Raw genomic sequence first — 17,110 nt, 5'->3', positions numbered from 1 at the left:
GGCGGCGGCGGCGGGAATTTCGGGGCCGGGGCCGCGGCACGTCCGAGCGGAGGCGGTTTCGCAGCCGGCACCGGGATGCGTCCAAGCGGCGGCAGTTTCGCAGCCGGCACCGCGATGCGTCCGAGCGGCGGCAGCTTCGTAGCCGGCGCGACACCCCGTCAGTCCTTCTCGCCGTCCTTCAGCGGCACCCGCAGCGTCGCGACCGCGGGCAACTGGCAGGGCGGAAGCAACTGGGGCGGCCGTCATTGGCATCATCATCGTCACGGCGGCTTCTGGCCAGGCTTCGCGACCGGCGTCGCAGTCGGCGGCCTCGGCTCGTACGCTTATTATGGCGGCTACGGCGGCGGATACGGCTATTACGATGATCCCTATTACTACGGCAGCTACTATGACGAACCGTCGGTTGCTGTGGTGCAGGATGGCGGCGGCGACTCCGCTGCCTATTGCGCGCAGCGGTTCAAATCGTACGACCCGGCTTCGGGCACCTATCTCGGCTACGACGGCCGGCGGCATCCCTGCCCGTAAGCAGACCGCCTGGGCATGAGGCAAAAGGCGCCGCAGCGATGCGGCGCCTTTCTCGCAATCGGCGTATCCCTCGCTCCGCCAGGGCTCCGTCCCGCGGCTGCCAGAGGAAGGAGAGAACCGGTGCAGACGACCTTATGCACTGCGCCGTGCATATCCTTGCGGGCCCAATCCAAAATTGACCGGACACACGATTCGCGGATATCACCAAATGCAGTGGGGACTTCGATCACCTGGGAAGTGTCATGCCGCGTGTTCTCGTGGTTGATGACGATCCGATGGTCGGCGCGACCATCGAGGTCCTCCTCCAACGTCAGGGCTTCGACGTCACGCTAGCCGACGGCGGCGAAACAGGACTGGCTGCGCTGGAATCGCAGGCCTTCGACGTGATGCTGGTTGACATCTTCATGCCGCATATGCGCGGATTCGAATCCATCCGCATCTTTCACGAGCGCGCGCCGACCACTCCGCTGATCGCAATGTCGGGCTACGCCTTCGCCTCATCCGCCGCGCCCTCTCCCGATTTTCTCCGCATGGCGCTGGAGCTTGGCGCAACGCGCTGCCTGCGCAAGCCGTTCACGCCGGAAGCGCTGCTGACCACGATCCGGGAATGCCTCGCCGGCGCTGGCGAGAGCGCACAGCCGAAGGACAAGAAAGAGGCCCCTTGATTCCAACGCAGCGCGTCATTTTCGGTGCTGGACTTGCCATCCTCCTGATCATCGCCGCGGCCTCGATCGCCCTCGACGTCAAGTCGCGGTCCGACGCGACATGGGTCAACCATACCGCGCAGGTGCAGAAGAAGATCTCCGATCTGCGCGTGCTGCTGCGCCGTGCCGAGAGCGCTGCGCGCGGCTACGAGCTCTATCGCACCCCGGGCTTCAGCGAGGACTTCCAGACGGCGCACGCCATGATCGCGCCGGCGCTCGCCGACCTCAAGCGCGACGTGCGCGACAATCCCGATCAGGTCGCGCTGCTGGAGGGCACCGAACCGCTGGCGCTGCGCCGGATGGAGATCGCCGCCACGGCGATGCGCCTCCGTGCCGAGAACGACCAGGCCGGCATTGCCGCGCTCAACAGCAAGGCCGAGGGCCGCGGCCTCATGGACACGGTGATGGCCAATCTCGACCGTCTGAGCGCCGCGGAAGAGCGCCTGCTCACCGAGCGGTCCCAGGATTCGCGCCGTACCGGCATTGTGCTGCTCGGTATCGACGTCGCCGGCGCCGTGCTGATCCTGCTCCTGGTCGCGCTGGTGATGCGCGAAAGCCGGCGCACCACGGGTGAGCTCCAGAGTTCGCTTGAGCAAACACGAGCCGCCAAGGCGGCGCTCGAGGAAGCGGTGGCGGAGCGGACCGAGCACCTGGTCACCGCACATGACGAGCTGCGCCTGTCGGTCAACGTGCTCCAGAGCACGTTTCGCAGCATGGCGGAGGCGGTGCTGGTCATCGACGACGAGGGTAATGTCCTTCTGTCCAATCCGGCCGCCGAGCGCATGCTGTTGCATCGCGCCGGCATGAATTTGAACAATCTGCGCGCGCTGTCCGATGTGTTTCACGGCGACGGCGTCACGCCGCTCGAGGCCGACGAGCTGCCATCGACGCGCGTGCTGCGCGGCGAGCAGTTCGAAGAGCTGGAGATGATCGTCCGCCCGCACAGCGGCGATCCTCCCCGCCATCTCATGATCAGCGGCCGGCCGATGCGGGACGGGCAAGGCAATGTCTCGGGCGCGGTGCTGGTCTATCACGATGCCACCACCTCGCGCGAGACCGAGCGGCAGCTGCACCAGTCGCAGAAGCTGGATGCGATCGGCAAGCTCACCGGCGGCGTCGCGCACGACTTCAACAACATGCTGACCGTCATCTCCGGCAACACCGAGACGCTGGTGGAGAGCCTGAAGGACCAGCCCGAGCTTCAGCGCACGGCACGGCTGATCGACGACGCCGCCGAGCGCTGCGCCGAGCTGATCCAGCATCTGCTGGCGTTCGCGCGCCGGCAGCCGCTCGAGCCGCGCAACGTCGAGATCAACGCCGCGATATCGGACATCGCAAAGCTTCTGCGCCCCACGCTCGGTGAGCAGATCCAGATCGAGACCGTGCTGGAACAGGGACCGATGACGGCGCATATCGATCCGTCCAGGCTGACCAATGCCGTGCTCAACATGGCGATCAACGCCCGCGACGCCATGCCGAACGGCGGCAAGCTGCTGCTGGAGACCCACCGCGTCGTGCTGGACGAGGCCTATGCGCAGGCCAATGCCGACGTGACGCCCGGCCCCTATATAATGCTCGCGGTCAGCGACACCGGCACCGGCATGTCGGTGGAGACCCAGCAGAAGGCGTTCGAGCCGTTCTTCACCACCAAGGAGGTCGGCAAGGGATCCGGCCTCGGCCTCTCCATGGTCTACGGCTTCGTCAAGCAGTCCGGCGGCCACATCAAGATCTACAGCGAGGAAGCGCACGGCACCACGATCAAGCTCTATCTGCCGCCCGGCGAAGGCATGGCGGAGGTGACCGCTCCGGTCGCGCCGCAGGCCGAAGGCGGCGCCGAGACGATCTTCGTCGTCGAGGATGACAATCTCGTGCGCAACTTCGTCACCGCGCAGCTGCAAAGCCTCGGCTACAAGACCGTGGCCGCGTCCGACGCCAAGTCCGCGCTGGAATTGATCGAGGCTGGCCAGAAGTTCGATCTCCTCTTCACCGACGTCGTCATCCCCGGCGGCATGAGCGGGCGCGAGCTCGCCGAGAAGGTCGCAGCACTCCGCCCGGGGCTAAAGGTGCTCTACACCTCCGGCTACACCGACAATGCCATCGTCCATCATGGCAAGCTCGATGACGGCGTGATGCTGCTGACCAAGCCGTACCGCCGAAACCAGCTCGCCGAGATGATCCGGAAGGCGCTGGGGAGCTAACCCCGCGTCGCCAGCACCACCGCCGCCAGCGTGAACACCAGCCCCGCGATCTGCCCTGCCCCGAGCGGCTCGCCAAGTGCGACCGCCGAGGCCACCACGCCGATCACGGGCACCGCCATGGTGCCGATCGCGGCGACCGAGGCCGGCAGGCGCGCGAGTGCGGCGAACCAGCTGACATAGGCGATGCAGAACTGCCCGACGACCGAATAGACCAGGAGCCACCAGCCGACCGGCGTCACCTTCGATAGGTCCGTGGTCTCGATCAGGAGGCCGACGATCGAGATCGGCAGGCAGCCGATCCCGATCTGCCAGGCCGCGGCCGTGATCGGCGGCAGCTGGATCGGGTACTTCTTCGAGAGCACCGTGCCCAGGGCGAAGCCGAACGCGCCGACCAGCACCATGATGATGCCCGGCAGCTTCGAAGTGCTTGCGGCAATGCCGTTGCCGCCCATGATCGAGCCAAGCCCCGCAAAGGCCAGCACCAGCCCCAGCGTGCGCAACACCGTCGGCCGCTCCCCGAGCACCGGCCAGGCGATGATCGAGGCCCAGACCGGCATGGTATAGGCGATCAGCGCCGCCTCGCTCGCCGGCAGCCAGAGCAGCGCCAGTCCCATCAGCACCATCCAGCCGGTGACGTTGAGCGCGGCTGCGGTGAGCAGGCGCGGCCAGACCCCGCCCGGAACGCGCAAGCTCTGCCGACGCATTACCGCGAACAGCGCCAGCAGCACCGCCCCGAGCACGCCGGTGACCCCGCGCAGCGTCAGCGGCGGCAGCTCACCGAGCAGGAATTTGGTCACGGGCCAGTTGAAGCCCCAGCCGATCGAGGTGATCGCGAGGAACATCAGGCCGGCCGGGGCGATGCGCGGCCGCGCATCCCGGCGAGTCGAATCATGCATGTCAGGTGGTCCGGCGAAAATCGGGCTCAGCTTGGCCCGGATTCGCTGGCCAAACCACCGCCGCAACGGGCATGCCTGCCCTCACCTTCCGTAGGGCTACGTGAGTCCCCCCGACGCAATCCCGGTCCTGAAAAATATACCTGCCCTGTGAACAGCGGGATGAAGCCTCCGCAGCTCACCTGATGCAAATTTTTTCGGTTGGGAATCCCTGAGGACTCACTGATACTTGGGCCCACAACAGGCGCGGCGAAGACCCCTGTTATCCCCCACAATCCACCATATTTAGTATTTGATTCAGGAACTCGCACTAGTTCTTGACGGGCGCAACGGAGAGTCCTAGCTTTCGGTCCGTTCGGCGCGAGTGAGTTTGCGTCCCGCCGGCACTCCCCCAAAGGGTCACGCAAATCTCAGCTCCGCCGGCCAGCCAAAGGCAGCGGCATGAGGGCTTGTCTGCCCTCGACATGCGGACTCCCGGGGGCGCCAGAACGGGCCGGCAACAGGCTCGGAAGGCAGACTTCGCGGTGGTGCCGAAGTGACACCTGCGTGAAGTGAGACAAGTTGCGGCGTTGTGGGGCGTTGAACGCATGTCGCGCACATCCCCTTGGGGGCGGATGGGTGTGGACGTGCCGGCGGGATGATCGATGCACGCATCGACGTCGCGCCGGGAAAAACAGGGCCGGATCCACCGGCTGAACTGCGGAACCTCGAGGCCGGACGGCCGGAAGGAGCCGCGAAACGAAATGTCGACCCGGCACGCCCACAACGAGGGGCGGGACCGGTCATAGATTAAGGACGGGGCAAGACCATGCGGATTGAGCGGCGCCACACCACTTCGGGACAGTCACCTTATGCGGGAATCGAATTCCGCCTGACCACGTCGGAGATTCGCAATCCCGACGGCTCGGTCGTGTTCAAGCTGGAGAACGTCGAGGTGCCGGCCGAGTGGTCGCAGGTCGCCTCCGACGTGCTCGCCCAGAAATATTTCCGCAAAGCCGGCGTTGCCGCGCGCCTGAAGAAGGTCGAGGAGGAATCCGTCCCCTCCTTCCTGTGGCGCTCCGTGCCCGACACCGATGCCCTAAGCCAGCTGCCCGAGAAGGAGCGCTACGTCAGCGAGCTCTCGGCCAAGCAGGTGTTCGATCGCCTCGCCGGCTGCTGGACCTATTGGGGCTGGAAGGGCAAGTATTTCTCGACCGATGACGATGCCCAGGCCTTCTATGACGAGCTCCGCTACATGCTCGCCAGGCAGATGGTCGCGCCGAACTCGCCGCAATGGTTCAACACCGGCCTGCACTGGGCCTACGGCATCGACGGCCCCGGCCAGGGCCATTATTACGTCGACCCCTTCACCGGCAAGCTGACCAAGTCGAAGTCGGCCTACGAGCATCCGCAGCCGCACGCCTGCTTCATCCAGGGCGTCGGCGACGACCTCGTCAACGAGGGCGGCATCATGGATCTCTGGGTGCGCGAGGCGCGCCTGTTCAAATACGGCTCCGGCACCGGCTCAAACTTCTCGCGCCTGCGCGGCGAAGGCGAAAAGCTTTCCGGCGGCGGCCGCTCGTCCGGCCTGATGAGCTTCCTCAAGATCGGCGACCGCGCCGCCGGCGCGATCAAGAGCGGCGGCACCACGCGTAGAGCCGCCAAGATGGTCGTCGTCGACGTCGATCACCCCGACATCGAGACTTATATCGACTGGAAGGTGAAGGAGGAGCAGAAGGTCGCCGCCCTCGTCACGGGATCCAAGATCAACCAGAAGCACTTGAAAGCGGTGCTGAAGGCCTGCGTGAACTGCGAAGGCTCGGGCGACGACTGCTTCGACCCCGAAAAGAACCCTGCCCTGCGCCGCGAGATCAAGCTCGCCCGCCGCAGCCTAGTGCCCGACAATTACATCAAGCGCGTCATCCAGTTCGCCAAGCAGGGCTACAAGGACATCCAGTTCGACACCTACGACACCGACTGGGATAGCGAAGCCTACCTCACCGTTTCGGGCCAGAACTCCAACAACTCGGTCTCGCTCAGGGACGACTTCCTGCGCGCCGTGGAAACGGATGGCGACTGGAATCTGACCGCCCGCACCTCGAAGAAGGTGACGAAGACGCTGAAGGCGCGCGACCTCTGGGAGAAGATCGGCTACGCCGCCTGGGCCTCGGCCGACCCGGGCCTGCACTTCAACAGCACGATGAACGACTGGCACACCTGCAAGGCGTCCGGCGACATCCGCGCCTCCAATCCGTGCTCGGAATACATGTTCCTGGATGATACGGCGTGCAACCTCGCCTCGGCGAACCTGCTGACGTTCTACAACACCGAGACCAAGCGCTTCGACGTCGAGGGCTACGAACACCTCTGCCGGCTCTGGACCATCGTGCTGGAAATCTCCGTCATGATGGCGCAGTTCCCGTCGAAGGCGATCGCCGAGCTCTCCTACGAGTTCCGCACGCTCGGCCTCGGCTACGCCAATATCGGCGGCCTCCTGATGACCATGGGCCTGCCCTATGACTCCAAGGAAGGCCGCGCGCTCTGCGGCGCGCTCACCGCGGTCATGACCGGCATCACCTACAAGACCTCGGCGGAGATCGCCGCCGAGCTCGGCACTTTCCCCGGCTACAAGAAGAACGCCGCGCACATGCTGCGCGTGATCCGCAACCACCGCCGCGCCGCGCATGGCCAGTCCAACGGCTATGAAGCGCTCAGCGTCAACCCGGTGCCGCTCGACCTCGTCTCCTGCCCGCAAGCCGACCTCGTCAGCCATGCCCAGGCGGCCTGGGATGCGGCACTCGAGCTCGGCGAGCAGCACGGCTATCGCAACGCCCAGACCACGGTGATCGCGCCGACCGGCACGATCGGCCTCGTCATGGACTGCGACACGACAGGCATCGAGCCCGACTTCGCCCTCGTCAAGTTCAAGAAGCTCGCCGGCGGCGGCTACTTCAAGATCATCAACCGCGCTGTCCCCGCAGCGCTGCGCGCGCTCGGCTATCGCGAGAGCGAGATCGCGGAGATCGAGGCCTATGCCGTCGGCCACGGCTCGCTGGCGAACGCCCCCGGCATCAACGTCACCACGTTGAAGTCCAAGGGCTTCACGGATGAGGCGATCGCCAAGGTCGAGAAGGCCCTGCCGACGGCCTTCGACATCAAGTTCGCCTTCAACAAGTGGACCTTTGGCGAAGACTTCATCCGCGACCAGCTCGGCATCGGCGCTGAAGCGATCGCGGCCCCCGGCTTCGACCTGCTCCAGGCCGTCGGCTTCACCAAGCGCGAGATCGAGGCGGCCAACGTCCACATCTGCGGCGCGATGACGGTGGAAGGTGCCCCGCACCTTAGGCCTGAGCACTATCCGGTGTTCGACTGCGCCAATCCCTGCGGCAAGATCGGCAAGCGCTATCTGTCGGTCGAGAGCCACATCCGCATGATGGCGGCGGCGCAGCCCTTCATCTCGGGTGCGATCTCCAAGACCATCAACATGCCGAACGACGCCACGGTCGAGGACTGCAAGTCCGCCTACATGCTGTCGTGGAAGCTCGCGCTGAAGGCCAACGCGCTCTATCGCGACGGCTCCAAGCTGAGCCAGCCGCTCAACTCGCAGCTCATCAGCGACGACGAGGACGAGGACGATGCGGTCGAGGCGCTCCACGAGAAGCCGATGGCGGCGCGCGCCACGCACGTGGCCGAAAAGGTCGTCGAGAAGCTCGTCGAGCGCATCATCGTGATGCGCGAGCGCGAGAAGATGCCGGATCGCCGCAAGGGCTACACCCAGAAGGCGGTCGTCGGCGGACACAAGGTCTACTTGCGCACCGGCGAGTATGACGACGGCCGTCTCGGCGAGATCTTCATCGACATGCACAAGGAAGGCGCGGCGCTCCGCTCCTTCATCAACAACTTCGCCATCGCGGTGTCGCTCGGCCTGCAATACGGCGTGCCGCTGGACGAATATGTCGACGCCTTCACCTTCACCCGCTTCGAGCCGGCGGGCCCCGTGCAGGGCAACGACTCAATCAAGTACGCGACCTCGATCCTCGACTACGTCTTCCGCGAGCTCGCGGTGAGCTATCTCAGCCGCTTCGACCTCGCCCACGTCGATCCCAACGAGACGGGCTTCGACGCGCTCGGCAAGGGCGTCGAAGAAGGCAAGGAGCCGGACGAGGACGGCGGCCATCACGCCACCAAGCTGGTCTCGCGCGGCCTCACCCGCTCGCGGACGGACAACCTGTTCGTGATGCGCGGCGGTTCGACCGCGGTCTCGCAAGGCAACGACAGCGCGCCCTCAGGCGGCAGCAAGGTCACGGCGATGGCCTCGCACGGCGCGAGCGCCCGCGTCGGCGACGCCCTGGAAGGCGCCGTCGCCCTGAAACAGGAAGCCCAGCACGACCTCTCGCCGACGGAGAAGCTCGAGCAGCTCCAGTGGAGCAAAGCCGGCACCGCGCAAACGCTCGTCCCCACCAAAGCCGAGCGCCGCGCCGAAGCCAAGGCCAAGGGCTACGAGGGCGAGATGTGCTCGGAGTGCGGCAACTTCACGCTGGTGCGGAATGGGACCTGCATGAAGTGCGATACTTGCGGAAGCACAACCGGCTGCAGTTGATATTCCGACTTGCATGTGGGGTGGGTAAAAGTTGTTCACCCCGCATACTCTTGTGCCCACTGTGCCCGGCTTTGGATGTCCATTCCATAATCCGAGTAAGCGACTGCCCACCGTCCGCGGTGGGCTTTCGTCTTTAAAATCTCCGTCCATGCCAAGACGGAGGCACCAAAGCTCAGAGGGCAACTGCCGCAGCCGGTCGGCAATTGGAGCCGATCAGCGCGCATCGTACAGGCATCGCGCAGCGCGTGGCAGGTGCTCTCGCCGGCTTTGGGCCTTGCGAGAGGCTGCTCGCTTCAGAGACTTTCTTCAGCCGCAAAAGCACGCACTGATCTTCAGCCGTTTTCCCCTGATGGCCTCGTGAGATCGTCGGCGGCGACCCAGGCAATCACCAGTCAGGTTGCGAATGGTCAGGACAAGCGCTCCTCGAAAAGGTGATACGAGCTTGCCCATTTTCTCAATGACAAGGAAAACCGCATGCCTTAATGCACCCCAACACCGAGCAAGCGGTCGACCATCTTAGGGTCGTCGCGTAGCTGCGAGCATTCCCCACTCCAGACCGCCTTGCCGCGTTCAACCACCATGACATGATCAGCAAACCGCAGCGCTCGTTCGATCTGTTGCTCGACCAAAACGATGGTCATCTCACCAGAACTCGCCAGCGCGGTGATGATTTCCATGATCTGATCGCAGATCACTGGCGCGAGCCCCTCGAGCGGTTCATCCAGGAGGAGAACTGAAGGTCTTCCCAGCAGCGTCCTGGCGAGCGAGAGCATCTGCTGCTCGCCGCCCGACAATTGCGTCCCGAAATGGCGTCGACGTTCGGCCAATCTCGGAAACAATACGTAGACCTCTTCAAGCGCATCTCGACGGCGGTCCTTGAGTCCCGCGACCAGATTTTCTTCCACCGTCAGCGATCGGAAAATGTCCCGTGTCTGCGGCACGTAGCCCAGGCCCAGCTGAGCGCGTGTAGACGCCTTGGAATCTGTAAGATCGACCTCGCCGAGGAATACTTTTCCCCCATGATGTGTTGTGAGACCCATCAGCGATGCGAGCAATGTCGTCTTGCCGACTCCGTTGCGGCCAAGGACGCTGAGACGGCCTCCAGGCAACACCTCGAAGGACATCTCATCAACGACGCGCGTGGGGCCGTACCCAGCACTCAAACCTTTGACTTCAAGACGCGTGGCGGGCATCTGCGTAGCTACCTAGATAAGCTCGACGGACTTCCTGATGGTGCGTGACTTCTCTCGGATCGCCCTGGAAGATCAGCTTTCCGTTGGCGAGAACGAGCACACGGCGGGCAAATCTGAAGACCAGGTCCATGTCATGCTCGATCATCAAAACCGCAATATCAGATGGCAATCTGTCGATCGCCTCGATGATCTTGGAGGACTCCTCTGACGGCACCCCTGCCGCAGGCTCGTCCAGGAGCAGGACCTTCGGCTCGAGAGCAAGCCCGATTGCCAGGTCAAGAAGGCGCTGCTGACCGTACGCCAGTTGCGAGACCTGCCTATCCGCCAGATGGGCGATACCGAGCGTTCCAAGGGCCCGCTCCCACTCCCGGCGAACGTCCGGCCGATCTATCGGGGAGGAAAATATATTACTCGTGAGCCCCTTTCGTTGCATCACGGCGAGCGCGACGTTCTGCGCGACCGTCAGGCTCTTGAAGAGCCTCGTAATCTGAAATGTCCGGACCAAGCCGGCATCGACGCGATCGGAAATCGGCAGCGCGGTCACATCAACACCGGCGAGGTGTACGGCGCCTTGTGAAGGGGTCAAGTCACCGGAGATGACGTTGACGAGCGTGGTTTTGCCCGCGCCGTTCGGGCCAATCAACGCGACCCTTTCTCCCTTTCCGATACTGAAGGAAATATCATCGTTCACCCTCATCCCGCCGAAGGACATCGAAACGTTTCGCAGCTCAAGCAGGGACTGGCTCACGGGCGCCTCCTCATCACGTACGTGGCGCGACCAGCAAGCAAGCCCCCCAGGGATACCAGGCCTTTGGGGGCGAACAACACGACCGCAATCAGCAACGCACCGACCATGGTCATCCAATGGAATGGATTCGCGGCCGAGACATAGTGCTCGAAAACCTGGAAGACGATGGATCCGATCAGCGCGCCCCACAGACTGCCTGCGCCACCCAGGACGAGCATGACGAGAGCTTCAGCCGACCGCTCAAATCCGATGCTATCGAGTCCTACGACGCCCGTATTGATGGCGTTGAGAGCACCCCCAATTCCGCCAACCACCCCCGACAGGCCATACATCAGCACGAGCCGGGGATACACGCGGGCACCGATCATCCGTGCCCGAAGGCTGTCATCCTTGATTGCCTGACAAAGAAGGCCGAAGGGAGAGTGCACGATTCGAAGCAGCACCACGAAAACGACCATGAGCACCGCAACGGAGAATACGTAGCCGGTGCGGCCGTACATGTCGAACGCATAGATCCCGAAGAGTCGTCCAGGCGAAATGCCGGACAATCCGTCGCTTCCGCCTGTGACGCTGGACAGTTTATTGGCTAGCGCCGCGATGAGCTGTCCGACGGCAATGGATAGCACGAGTTGGGGGAGACCCCTGAACCTCGTGACAAGGGCCCCTGAGACCAGCCCCATCAGAGCACCAGCCACCGCCCCCACGAGCAACAGCAGCAGGGGGTCGGAATGTCCGGCAAGGCAGGCGTTACCAACGACATAGGCGCTCACACCGTAGATCGCCGCATGCCCGAGGGTGGCGACACCGCAATATCCCGTGACCAGATCGAGCGACAGCACCAGAAGCGTGATGCTGATCAGTCGCGTCAGAAACGCGAGGTCATCAGGAAAAAGCGTGTAGCCGAGCGCTCCGAGCGCCAGCGTGATTGCGACGGCGCGCAGCTCGAGCGGGACGGAGAAACGAGGCGCGCTCACGCCATTGACCAGGATTCGATCGGTCACGTCAGTGTCTCCTGCCCAAAAGACCGTTCGGAAACAGAAACACGACCAGGATGACCGCAAGATAGAAGAAGAACTCACCATATTCGGGTGCAAGGTACTTGCCGGTCGTGTCCGCAAGGCCAAGCAATATCGATGCCGCCACGGCGCCCGGTATCGATCCGGCGCCGCCGACCGAGACGACGACAAGGAAAGTCACCATATATCTGAGCGCGTAAAATGGTTCGACGGGCAAGAGTTCGGCGCCCACCACACCTCCGAACGCCGCCAGGCCGACCGCAAGCGCGAATGTCGCGGAAAAAAGGATCTGCGTCTTGATTCCGAGCGACTCGGCCATATCACCGTTGTCGACCGCGGCGCGCAGCCGGATCCCGAACTCGGTGCGGTCGATCAGTAGCCAGAGCAAGCCTGCGGTGCACACTCCGCAAATCATCACGAAGATCCGATGAGCTGGGATCATTCGGAAACCGAGATCGACGGGACCGCTCAGCAGCGGAGGCAGCGGAATGGATTTGGTTGTCGGGCCAAGAATGTAGTTGGCAACGCCGATGATGACGAACGCAATGCCGATCGTGAGCAAAATCTGGGTCAGCTCATCGGACTTGCGATAAATCCGGCGGTAGAGAAGAAACTCGAGCGGAAAGGCGATCGCGATGGTGCCCAGGACCGCCAGGACAATCGCGAGCGGATATCCAACTCCTGCGTTCTTGAGCGCGAAAGACGCGAGATATCCCCCGATCATCGCAAATGCGCCATGGGCGAGGTTCACCACCCTCATCAGGCCCATCATGATGGACAGCCCGATGGAGATGATGAAAAGCACCATGCCGTACGAGAGGGCATCCAGCCCGATGCTGAGACCCGTCCACGCCATTAGTTGAATACTTCTACGGCTTTGCTGATATGGAGCCGTCCGGCAGCGATCCCGAACAGATGGATGTGTGCGTCCGTCACGCCGGGTATCACAGTTGCTCCGCACAGATCGACCGTGGCGTCTGCGGAGGGGGCCTCGTCCTGAGGGCCGACAAAACCAATGGCGCCATTTTGCGTCACCAGCGTAGCGGCCGGAATCCGGTCGCTGGCATCGCGATAGATGCGACCGTTGACGAAGCGAATAGACTGCGACCGACCACTCATTCTGGGCCCTTCTCCGACACGATGAAGAGATTGCTCGCGAGATTTACTTCGCGAGCGATCCGCTCTAGTTCTTCGCCAGGCCCCAGTCCGGCTGCGCATCGAACGTTTGCAGCTCCTTGTTGAGGAACTTGCCGTCCTGCTTCACGACTTCGCGCAGATACACGTTCTGACGAATATGTCGGGTATCCGGGTCGATCGACACGGGTCCGCGCGGACTGACCCATTTCATACCCTTCACGGCCGCAAGGGCTTTGTCCGGATCCTTTTGACCGTTCGTGGCCTCAACCATCTTGTAAATGAGCCGAGCACCGTCATAGGCGGCGACAGACGCCATGGTGATGTCGTCAGGCTTGGCGCCAACCTTGATCATATCGGCCAGGAAGGTTTTGTTCTCTGGCGAGTCATGCGAGACCGCGTAGTGGTAAGTCGACAAGATGCCCTCGCCGCTGTCACCGATATTCGGAAGGTCGGGCTCGGTCACGACATCACCCGTGGACAACAACTTCACACCGGACGCTTTCAGTCCGTTGTCGATATAGGCCTTGACGAATCCCAGGGTTGGCGGACCGGCCGGCAAGAACGTGAAGATCATGTCTGCGCCGGAATCCTTGATCCTTTGCATGATCGGGCCGAAGTCGGTCGTATTGAGCGGCATCCTGATCGATTGGACGATGGTGCCTCCATCTGCCTCGAACGTCTTTTTGAAGGCTGCTTCAGCATCGATGCCGGGGCCGTAATCGCTGACGGCGATCGCCACTTTCTTGGCCGCTCTGGCCTTCGCCACCTTTGCCGCGGGGACTGTGTTCTGCCACATCGTAAAGGACGTCCGCACGATGTAGGGGCTCTTCTCGACGATCGCGGACGTAGCGGCGTTCATGACGACCATAGGTACCTTCGCTTCCTCAAGAAGTGGAGCGACGGCCAGGGCGTCCGGAGTGAAGTACAGTCCCGCGATGTACTGAACCTTCTCCTTGACGATCAACTCCTGAGCCAATGATTTCGACTTGGCGGGGTTCGGCGATTCTTCGTCGCGGTAGACAAACTCGATCTGATGACCGCCGACTTTCGATCCATGCTCGGCCACCCAGGCGTCAATGCCGTACTTGAAGTTCTGGCCGAACAGGGCATACGGACCGGACATGGTGCCAATGATCCCCACCTTGATCGTGTCGCACTGCGCCGGCGACATCCAGGCAGTGGCAATCGCGACGACCCCAACAAGTCCAAACCTCAAGCTCATCTCTGTCTTCTCTCCGCTTCAGTGATGCTGTTTCAGAACATTTCAAAATATTCTCGCTGCTCCCACTCGGTGACCGTGGATTGGAAGCGCTCGATTTCCGCGTTCTTGATGAAAACGTAGTAGTCGACGAATTTCTCTCCCAGAGCCTCGCGGAAGAAGGGGTCATCGCGCAACGCAAACACCGCCTCGCGCAAGGAGGTCGGCAGGAGGTTCGCCTTGGTCTCGTAGGGAGTGTCCGCCGACGGACCGGGATCGAGCTGGCGATCAATGCCGTTGAGGCCGGCCAGAATCTGCGACGCCATGTACAGATAGGGGTTTGCGGCCGGCTCGCCGATCCTGTTTTCGAGCCGGGTGGCTTTGTCGTCGGGACCGCCCAGGACGCGGATCATGACGCCCCTGTTGTCGCGTCCCCAGATCGCCCGATCCGGAGCCAGCGAATAGGAACGGTAGCGCTTGTAGCCATTGATCGTCGGCGTCGAGAAGACCGCGGATGCCCTGGCATGCTCCAGCAACCCGGCCATATAGTGCTTGCCAAGTTTCGACAGACCGGCCGGTTCGCTCGTCATGAACGCGTTGACGCCGTCTGTTCGCGAGACCAGCGATTGGTGAAGATGCCACCCCGATGACATCACGTTCGGTATCCGCGGCCGGCACATGAAGGTCGCGTGATAGCCGTGGCGGTTGCAGATCTGCTTCACTGCCGTACGAAACAGCACCATGGTGTCCGCCGGCTCAATGCCGACGGTGGGCTGAAACACGAACTCGCATTGGCTCGGCCCGTACTCCACCTCGATCGACCGAAGCGGCAAGCCCAGCGCCACGATGTTTTGCCTGATCAGCTCGAGCGCAGGCTCCATCTGGTCGTAGCGTTGCTCCGTCAGGTACTGATAGCCCTGCGAAAGCAGGCTGACCTCCGGAGGCTCACCGGGTTGACCGGGACTGCCGGCGTCCCAAGGGGCTAGTCGGGGATTCTCGACTTTGAAGATGTGGCATTCGACCTCGAGGCCCGCTTTGAAGTCATAGCCCCGGTCTTTGAGCTGCCCCAGCACGGATTGGTACAGGCCCCTGGAGGCGAAGGGCACGGGTCGTCCGTCGGAGAAGTAGAGGTCGCAAAGCACCCACCCGGTTTTTGGTGCCCAGGGGAGAACCTTGAAGGTGGTGGGATCGGCGACCATCACGACGTCGCCTCCCCCCTGCATCTCGTTCATCCCAAAGCCGCCGCCAGCGGTGAAGACGGGAAACACCGTGCGGTGAGAGGTGTCCTTCGCGAGCAACGTCGTCGTTATCGAGCAGCCGCTCTCGATCGACGAGAGCGCCTCGGAAGCGACCAGCGCCTTGCCGCGCAAGATGCCGTGCTGGTCCGGGAAGGAGAGCCGGATCGTATGCAGCTCCTGCTCCTCAGCCATCCGCCGCATGCGGATGGCAGCCTCCTTCTGTTCGGTCGACCAGAGGCCGTGCTTTTCGACGAAACTCAACGACATCTCCTTTGCTGAGCTGGGCCGGCCTGGGTCATTCGGCGGCGGTCAGGTGAGGCACCTTCTTGGCGAGCTCGGCGGGCACCGGCGCGGCCCAGGGAGCGCCCCGACGGCGCTTGACGTCCACTTCCATCCAGTAGGTTTCCCAGCCCTTCGTCGGACCGATGCCGTCCATTGTGGCCGGCCCCTGGATGCTGCGCGCGCTGGCAGCGTCGAGGAACAACAGCGGCTTGCCCCCGGAGGCCACCTTCTCGATCTCCTGGCGAAGCAGCCGGCGGTACTGAATGATCGCCTTGTCGGATTGCCCGAGATGCTCACGCGTCCGGTCCTGAATGGCGCCCATCGACTCGACGGCCCACTGGTCATGGACGTTGATGTCCGCGCCCATGCCGGTGTAAGTCTCGGTCGCCTGCTCGTGCGGGTCGAAGCCGTAGTCGTTCGACTTGTTCTTCCGCGAGCGGTATTCCGGCAATTCGTAAAGCTCGAGGCGCTGGGCGCGCATTTTCGCCTTGTCGACGGGCGCGGCGTAGCTGGTGAAAATCGCATACCAATAGCAATTCTCGTCGTCGACGGGCACATGCCACTGGGTAATCGTCATCTCCGTGCTCATCGGAATGACGAACGCATGCGGGAATAGCTGGTTGGTGACGCGAACGTGGGTGCGCTGCTCGTCGATTTCTCGCAAGGCGATGAGCCGCAGGCCGTATTCAGTGTGCTCGACGTTGATGATCGGCCGGTCGTATTCGCGCAGGACCTTCGTCATGGGCATCTCCGAGTCGGCCGACGCACCGCGGAACTGCTTGCCGTAAGCCGCCGATACATCCTCATCCTCGAAGAACCGGTGAAGGAACGAGGCGTGAGCCGGGTCGATGCCGACTTCCAGGGCCTGCAGCCAATTGCATTCGATCAGGCCCTTGAAGGCGAAGGTGTATTCGCCCGGCGCGGCGAAGCAGTCGATCTCCGGAAACGCCGGCGGCTCGCCTTCACCCAAATACGCCCACAGGATTCCCCCCTTCTCCAGGACAGGATAGGACCGCTGCTTGATGTTCTTGCAGAGCGAGGAGTTTGCGGGCTCGGCGGGCGTCTCGAGACACTGTCCCGTGGCATCAAACAGCCACCCGTGGAAGGCGCAGCGCAGACCACCGTTCTCGAGCCGGCCGAAGGCAAGGTCGGCGCCCCGATGCGGGCAGTCGCGATCGAGCAGGCCATAGCGCCCCGTTTCGTCCCTGAACAGAACGAAGTTCTCACCGAGAAGCTTGACGGCCTTGATCGGGCGCCCCTCCTCGAGTTCGTCGACAAGTGCAGCAGGCTGCCAATACATCCGCATCAGCTTTCCCGCGGGCGCCTTTGGTCCGACGCGGGTAATGAGGTCGTTCTGCTCTTGGCTCATCATGACTTGGATCTCCTCTCTCCGGCTTCG

The 17,110-nt window shown here is 63.0% G+C and carries 13 protein-coding genes; 4 read left to right on the top strand and 9 right to left on the bottom strand.

Annotated features, from left to right (window positions below):
• The 3 genes from EHH60_RS08860 to EHH60_RS08850 form a co-directional block, all read left to right on the top strand.
• Positions 1-525, top strand: a 525-nt coding sequence (locus tag EHH60_RS08860; protein ID WP_148090213.1) for a BA14K family protein, incomplete at its 5' end; no start/stop codon positions are given.
• Between the two features lie 242 nt (positions 526-767).
• Complete coding sequence (locus EHH60_RS08855) at positions 768-1,190, top strand: response regulator (RefSeq protein ID WP_124159036.1); 423 nt, start codon at positions 768-770, stop codon at positions 1,188-1,190.
• On the top strand, positions 1,187-3,427 hold the full coding sequence (locus EHH60_RS08850; protein WP_199751353.1) for a CHASE3 domain-containing protein: 2,241 nt from the start codon (positions 1,187-1,189) through the stop codon (positions 3,425-3,427). The genes EHH60_RS08855 and EHH60_RS08850 overlap by 4 nt, the downstream gene beginning before the upstream one ends.
• Here the strand turns inward: EHH60_RS08850 and EHH60_RS08845 are convergent.
• Positions 3,424-4,323, bottom strand: a complete 900-nt coding sequence (locus EHH60_RS08845; RefSeq protein ID WP_124159035.1) for a DMT family transporter — start codon at positions 4,321-4,323, stop codon at positions 3,424-3,426. The genes EHH60_RS08850 and EHH60_RS08845 overlap by 4 nt on opposite strands.
• An 805-nt stretch (positions 4,324-5,128) precedes the next feature.
• Here EHH60_RS08845 and EHH60_RS08840 point away from each other — a divergent pair.
• Positions 5,129-8,899, top strand: a complete 3,771-nt coding sequence (locus EHH60_RS08840; protein WP_124159034.1) for a vitamin B12-dependent ribonucleotide reductase — start codon at positions 5,129-5,131, stop codon at positions 8,897-8,899.
• Positions 8,900-9,378: 479 nt separating this feature from the next.
• On the opposite strand, the gene EHH60_RS08835 is transcribed toward EHH60_RS08840, so the two are convergent.
• From EHH60_RS08835 to EHH60_RS08800, 8 genes are all read right to left on the bottom strand, one after another.
• A complete protein-coding gene (locus EHH60_RS08835) occupies positions 9,379-10,092 on the bottom strand; it encodes an ABC transporter ATP-binding protein (RefSeq protein ID WP_124159033.1) in 714 nt (237 codons plus the stop codon).
• The gene (locus EHH60_RS08830; protein WP_124159092.1) at positions 10,073-10,804 is read right to left on the bottom strand and encodes an ABC transporter ATP-binding protein; all 732 of its coding nucleotides are present in this window, start codon (positions 10,802-10,804) and stop codon (positions 10,073-10,075) included. The genes EHH60_RS08835 and EHH60_RS08830 overlap by 20 nt, the downstream gene beginning before the upstream one ends.
• A 32-nt stretch (positions 10,805-10,836) precedes the next feature.
• Entirely contained in the window at positions 10,837-11,814 is a 978-nt protein-coding gene (locus EHH60_RS08825; RefSeq protein ID WP_502697399.1) for a branched-chain amino acid ABC transporter permease, read from the bottom strand.
• 28 nt (positions 11,815-11,842) lie between these two features.
• Complete coding sequence (locus tag EHH60_RS08820; RefSeq protein WP_109144605.1) at positions 11,843-12,712, bottom strand: branched-chain amino acid ABC transporter permease; 870 nt, start codon at positions 12,710-12,712, stop codon at positions 11,843-11,845.
• Positions 12,712-12,975 carry a hypothetical protein gene (locus EHH60_RS08815; RefSeq protein WP_124159031.1) on the bottom strand — a complete coding sequence of 88 codons (264 nt, stop codon included), beginning with the start codon at positions 12,973-12,975 and terminating at the stop codon, positions 12,712-12,714. Before EHH60_RS08815 ends, EHH60_RS08820 begins: the two co-directional genes overlap by 1 nt.
• Before the next feature lie 64 nt (positions 12,976-13,039).
• Complete coding sequence (locus EHH60_RS08810) at positions 13,040-14,215, bottom strand: ABC transporter substrate-binding protein (protein WP_124159030.1); 1,176 nt, start codon at positions 14,213-14,215, stop codon at positions 13,040-13,042.
• Between the two features lie 32 nt (positions 14,216-14,247).
• A complete protein-coding gene (locus EHH60_RS08805; RefSeq protein WP_124159029.1) occupies positions 14,248-15,690 on the bottom strand; it encodes a glutamine synthetase family protein in 1,443 nt (480 codons plus the stop codon).
• A 34-nt stretch (positions 15,691-15,724) separates the two neighbouring features.
• On the bottom strand, positions 15,725-17,083 hold the full coding sequence (locus EHH60_RS08800; protein ID WP_124159028.1) for an aromatic ring-hydroxylating dioxygenase subunit alpha: 1,359 nt from the start codon (positions 17,081-17,083) through the stop codon (positions 15,725-15,727).
• Positions 17,084-17,110: the final 27 nt, after the last annotated feature.

It is taken from the genome of Bradyrhizobium sp. RP6 (assembly GCF_003837805.1).
Classification (GTDB): domain Bacteria; phylum Pseudomonadota; class Alphaproteobacteria; order Rhizobiales; family Xanthobacteraceae; genus Bradyrhizobium.
Note: the sequence above shows the minus strand (reverse complement) of the source record. Positions and strands in the feature narration are given on the sequence as shown.

Excerpts from the sequence above, each read along its gene's own strand:
- EHH60_RS08855 (WP_124159036.1), top strand. The coding sequence starts at position 768 with ATGCCGCGTGTTCTCGTGGTTGATGACGATCCGATGGTCGGCGCGACC.
- EHH60_RS08845 (WP_124159035.1), bottom strand. The coding sequence starts at position 4,323 with ATGCATGATTCGACTCGCCGGGATGCGCGGCCGCGCATCGCCCCGGCC.
- EHH60_RS08840 (WP_124159034.1), top strand. The coding sequence starts at position 5,129 with ATGCGGATTGAGCGGCGCCACACCACTTCGGGACAGTCACCTTATGCG.
- EHH60_RS08835 (WP_124159033.1), bottom strand. The coding sequence starts at position 10,092 with ATGCCCGCCACGCGTCTTGAAGTCAAAGGTTTGAGTGCTGGGTACGGC.
- EHH60_RS08830 (WP_124159092.1), bottom strand. The coding sequence starts at position 10,804 with ATGTCCTTCGGCGGGATGAGGGTGAACGATGATATTTCCTTCAGTATC.
- EHH60_RS08820 (WP_109144605.1), bottom strand. The coding sequence starts at position 12,712 with ATGGCGTGGACGGGTCTCAGCATCGGGCTGGATGCCCTCTCGTACGGC.
- EHH60_RS08815 (WP_124159031.1), bottom strand. The coding sequence starts at position 12,975 with ATGAGTGGTCGGTCGCAGTCTATTCGCTTCGTCAACGGTCGCATCTAT.
- EHH60_RS08810 (WP_124159030.1), bottom strand. The coding sequence starts at position 14,215 with ATGAGCTTGAGGTTTGGACTTGTTGGGGTCGTCGCGATTGCCACTGCC.
- EHH60_RS08800 (WP_124159028.1), bottom strand. The coding sequence starts at position 17,083 with ATGATGAGCCAAGAGCAGAACGACCTCATTACCCGCGTCGGACCAAAG.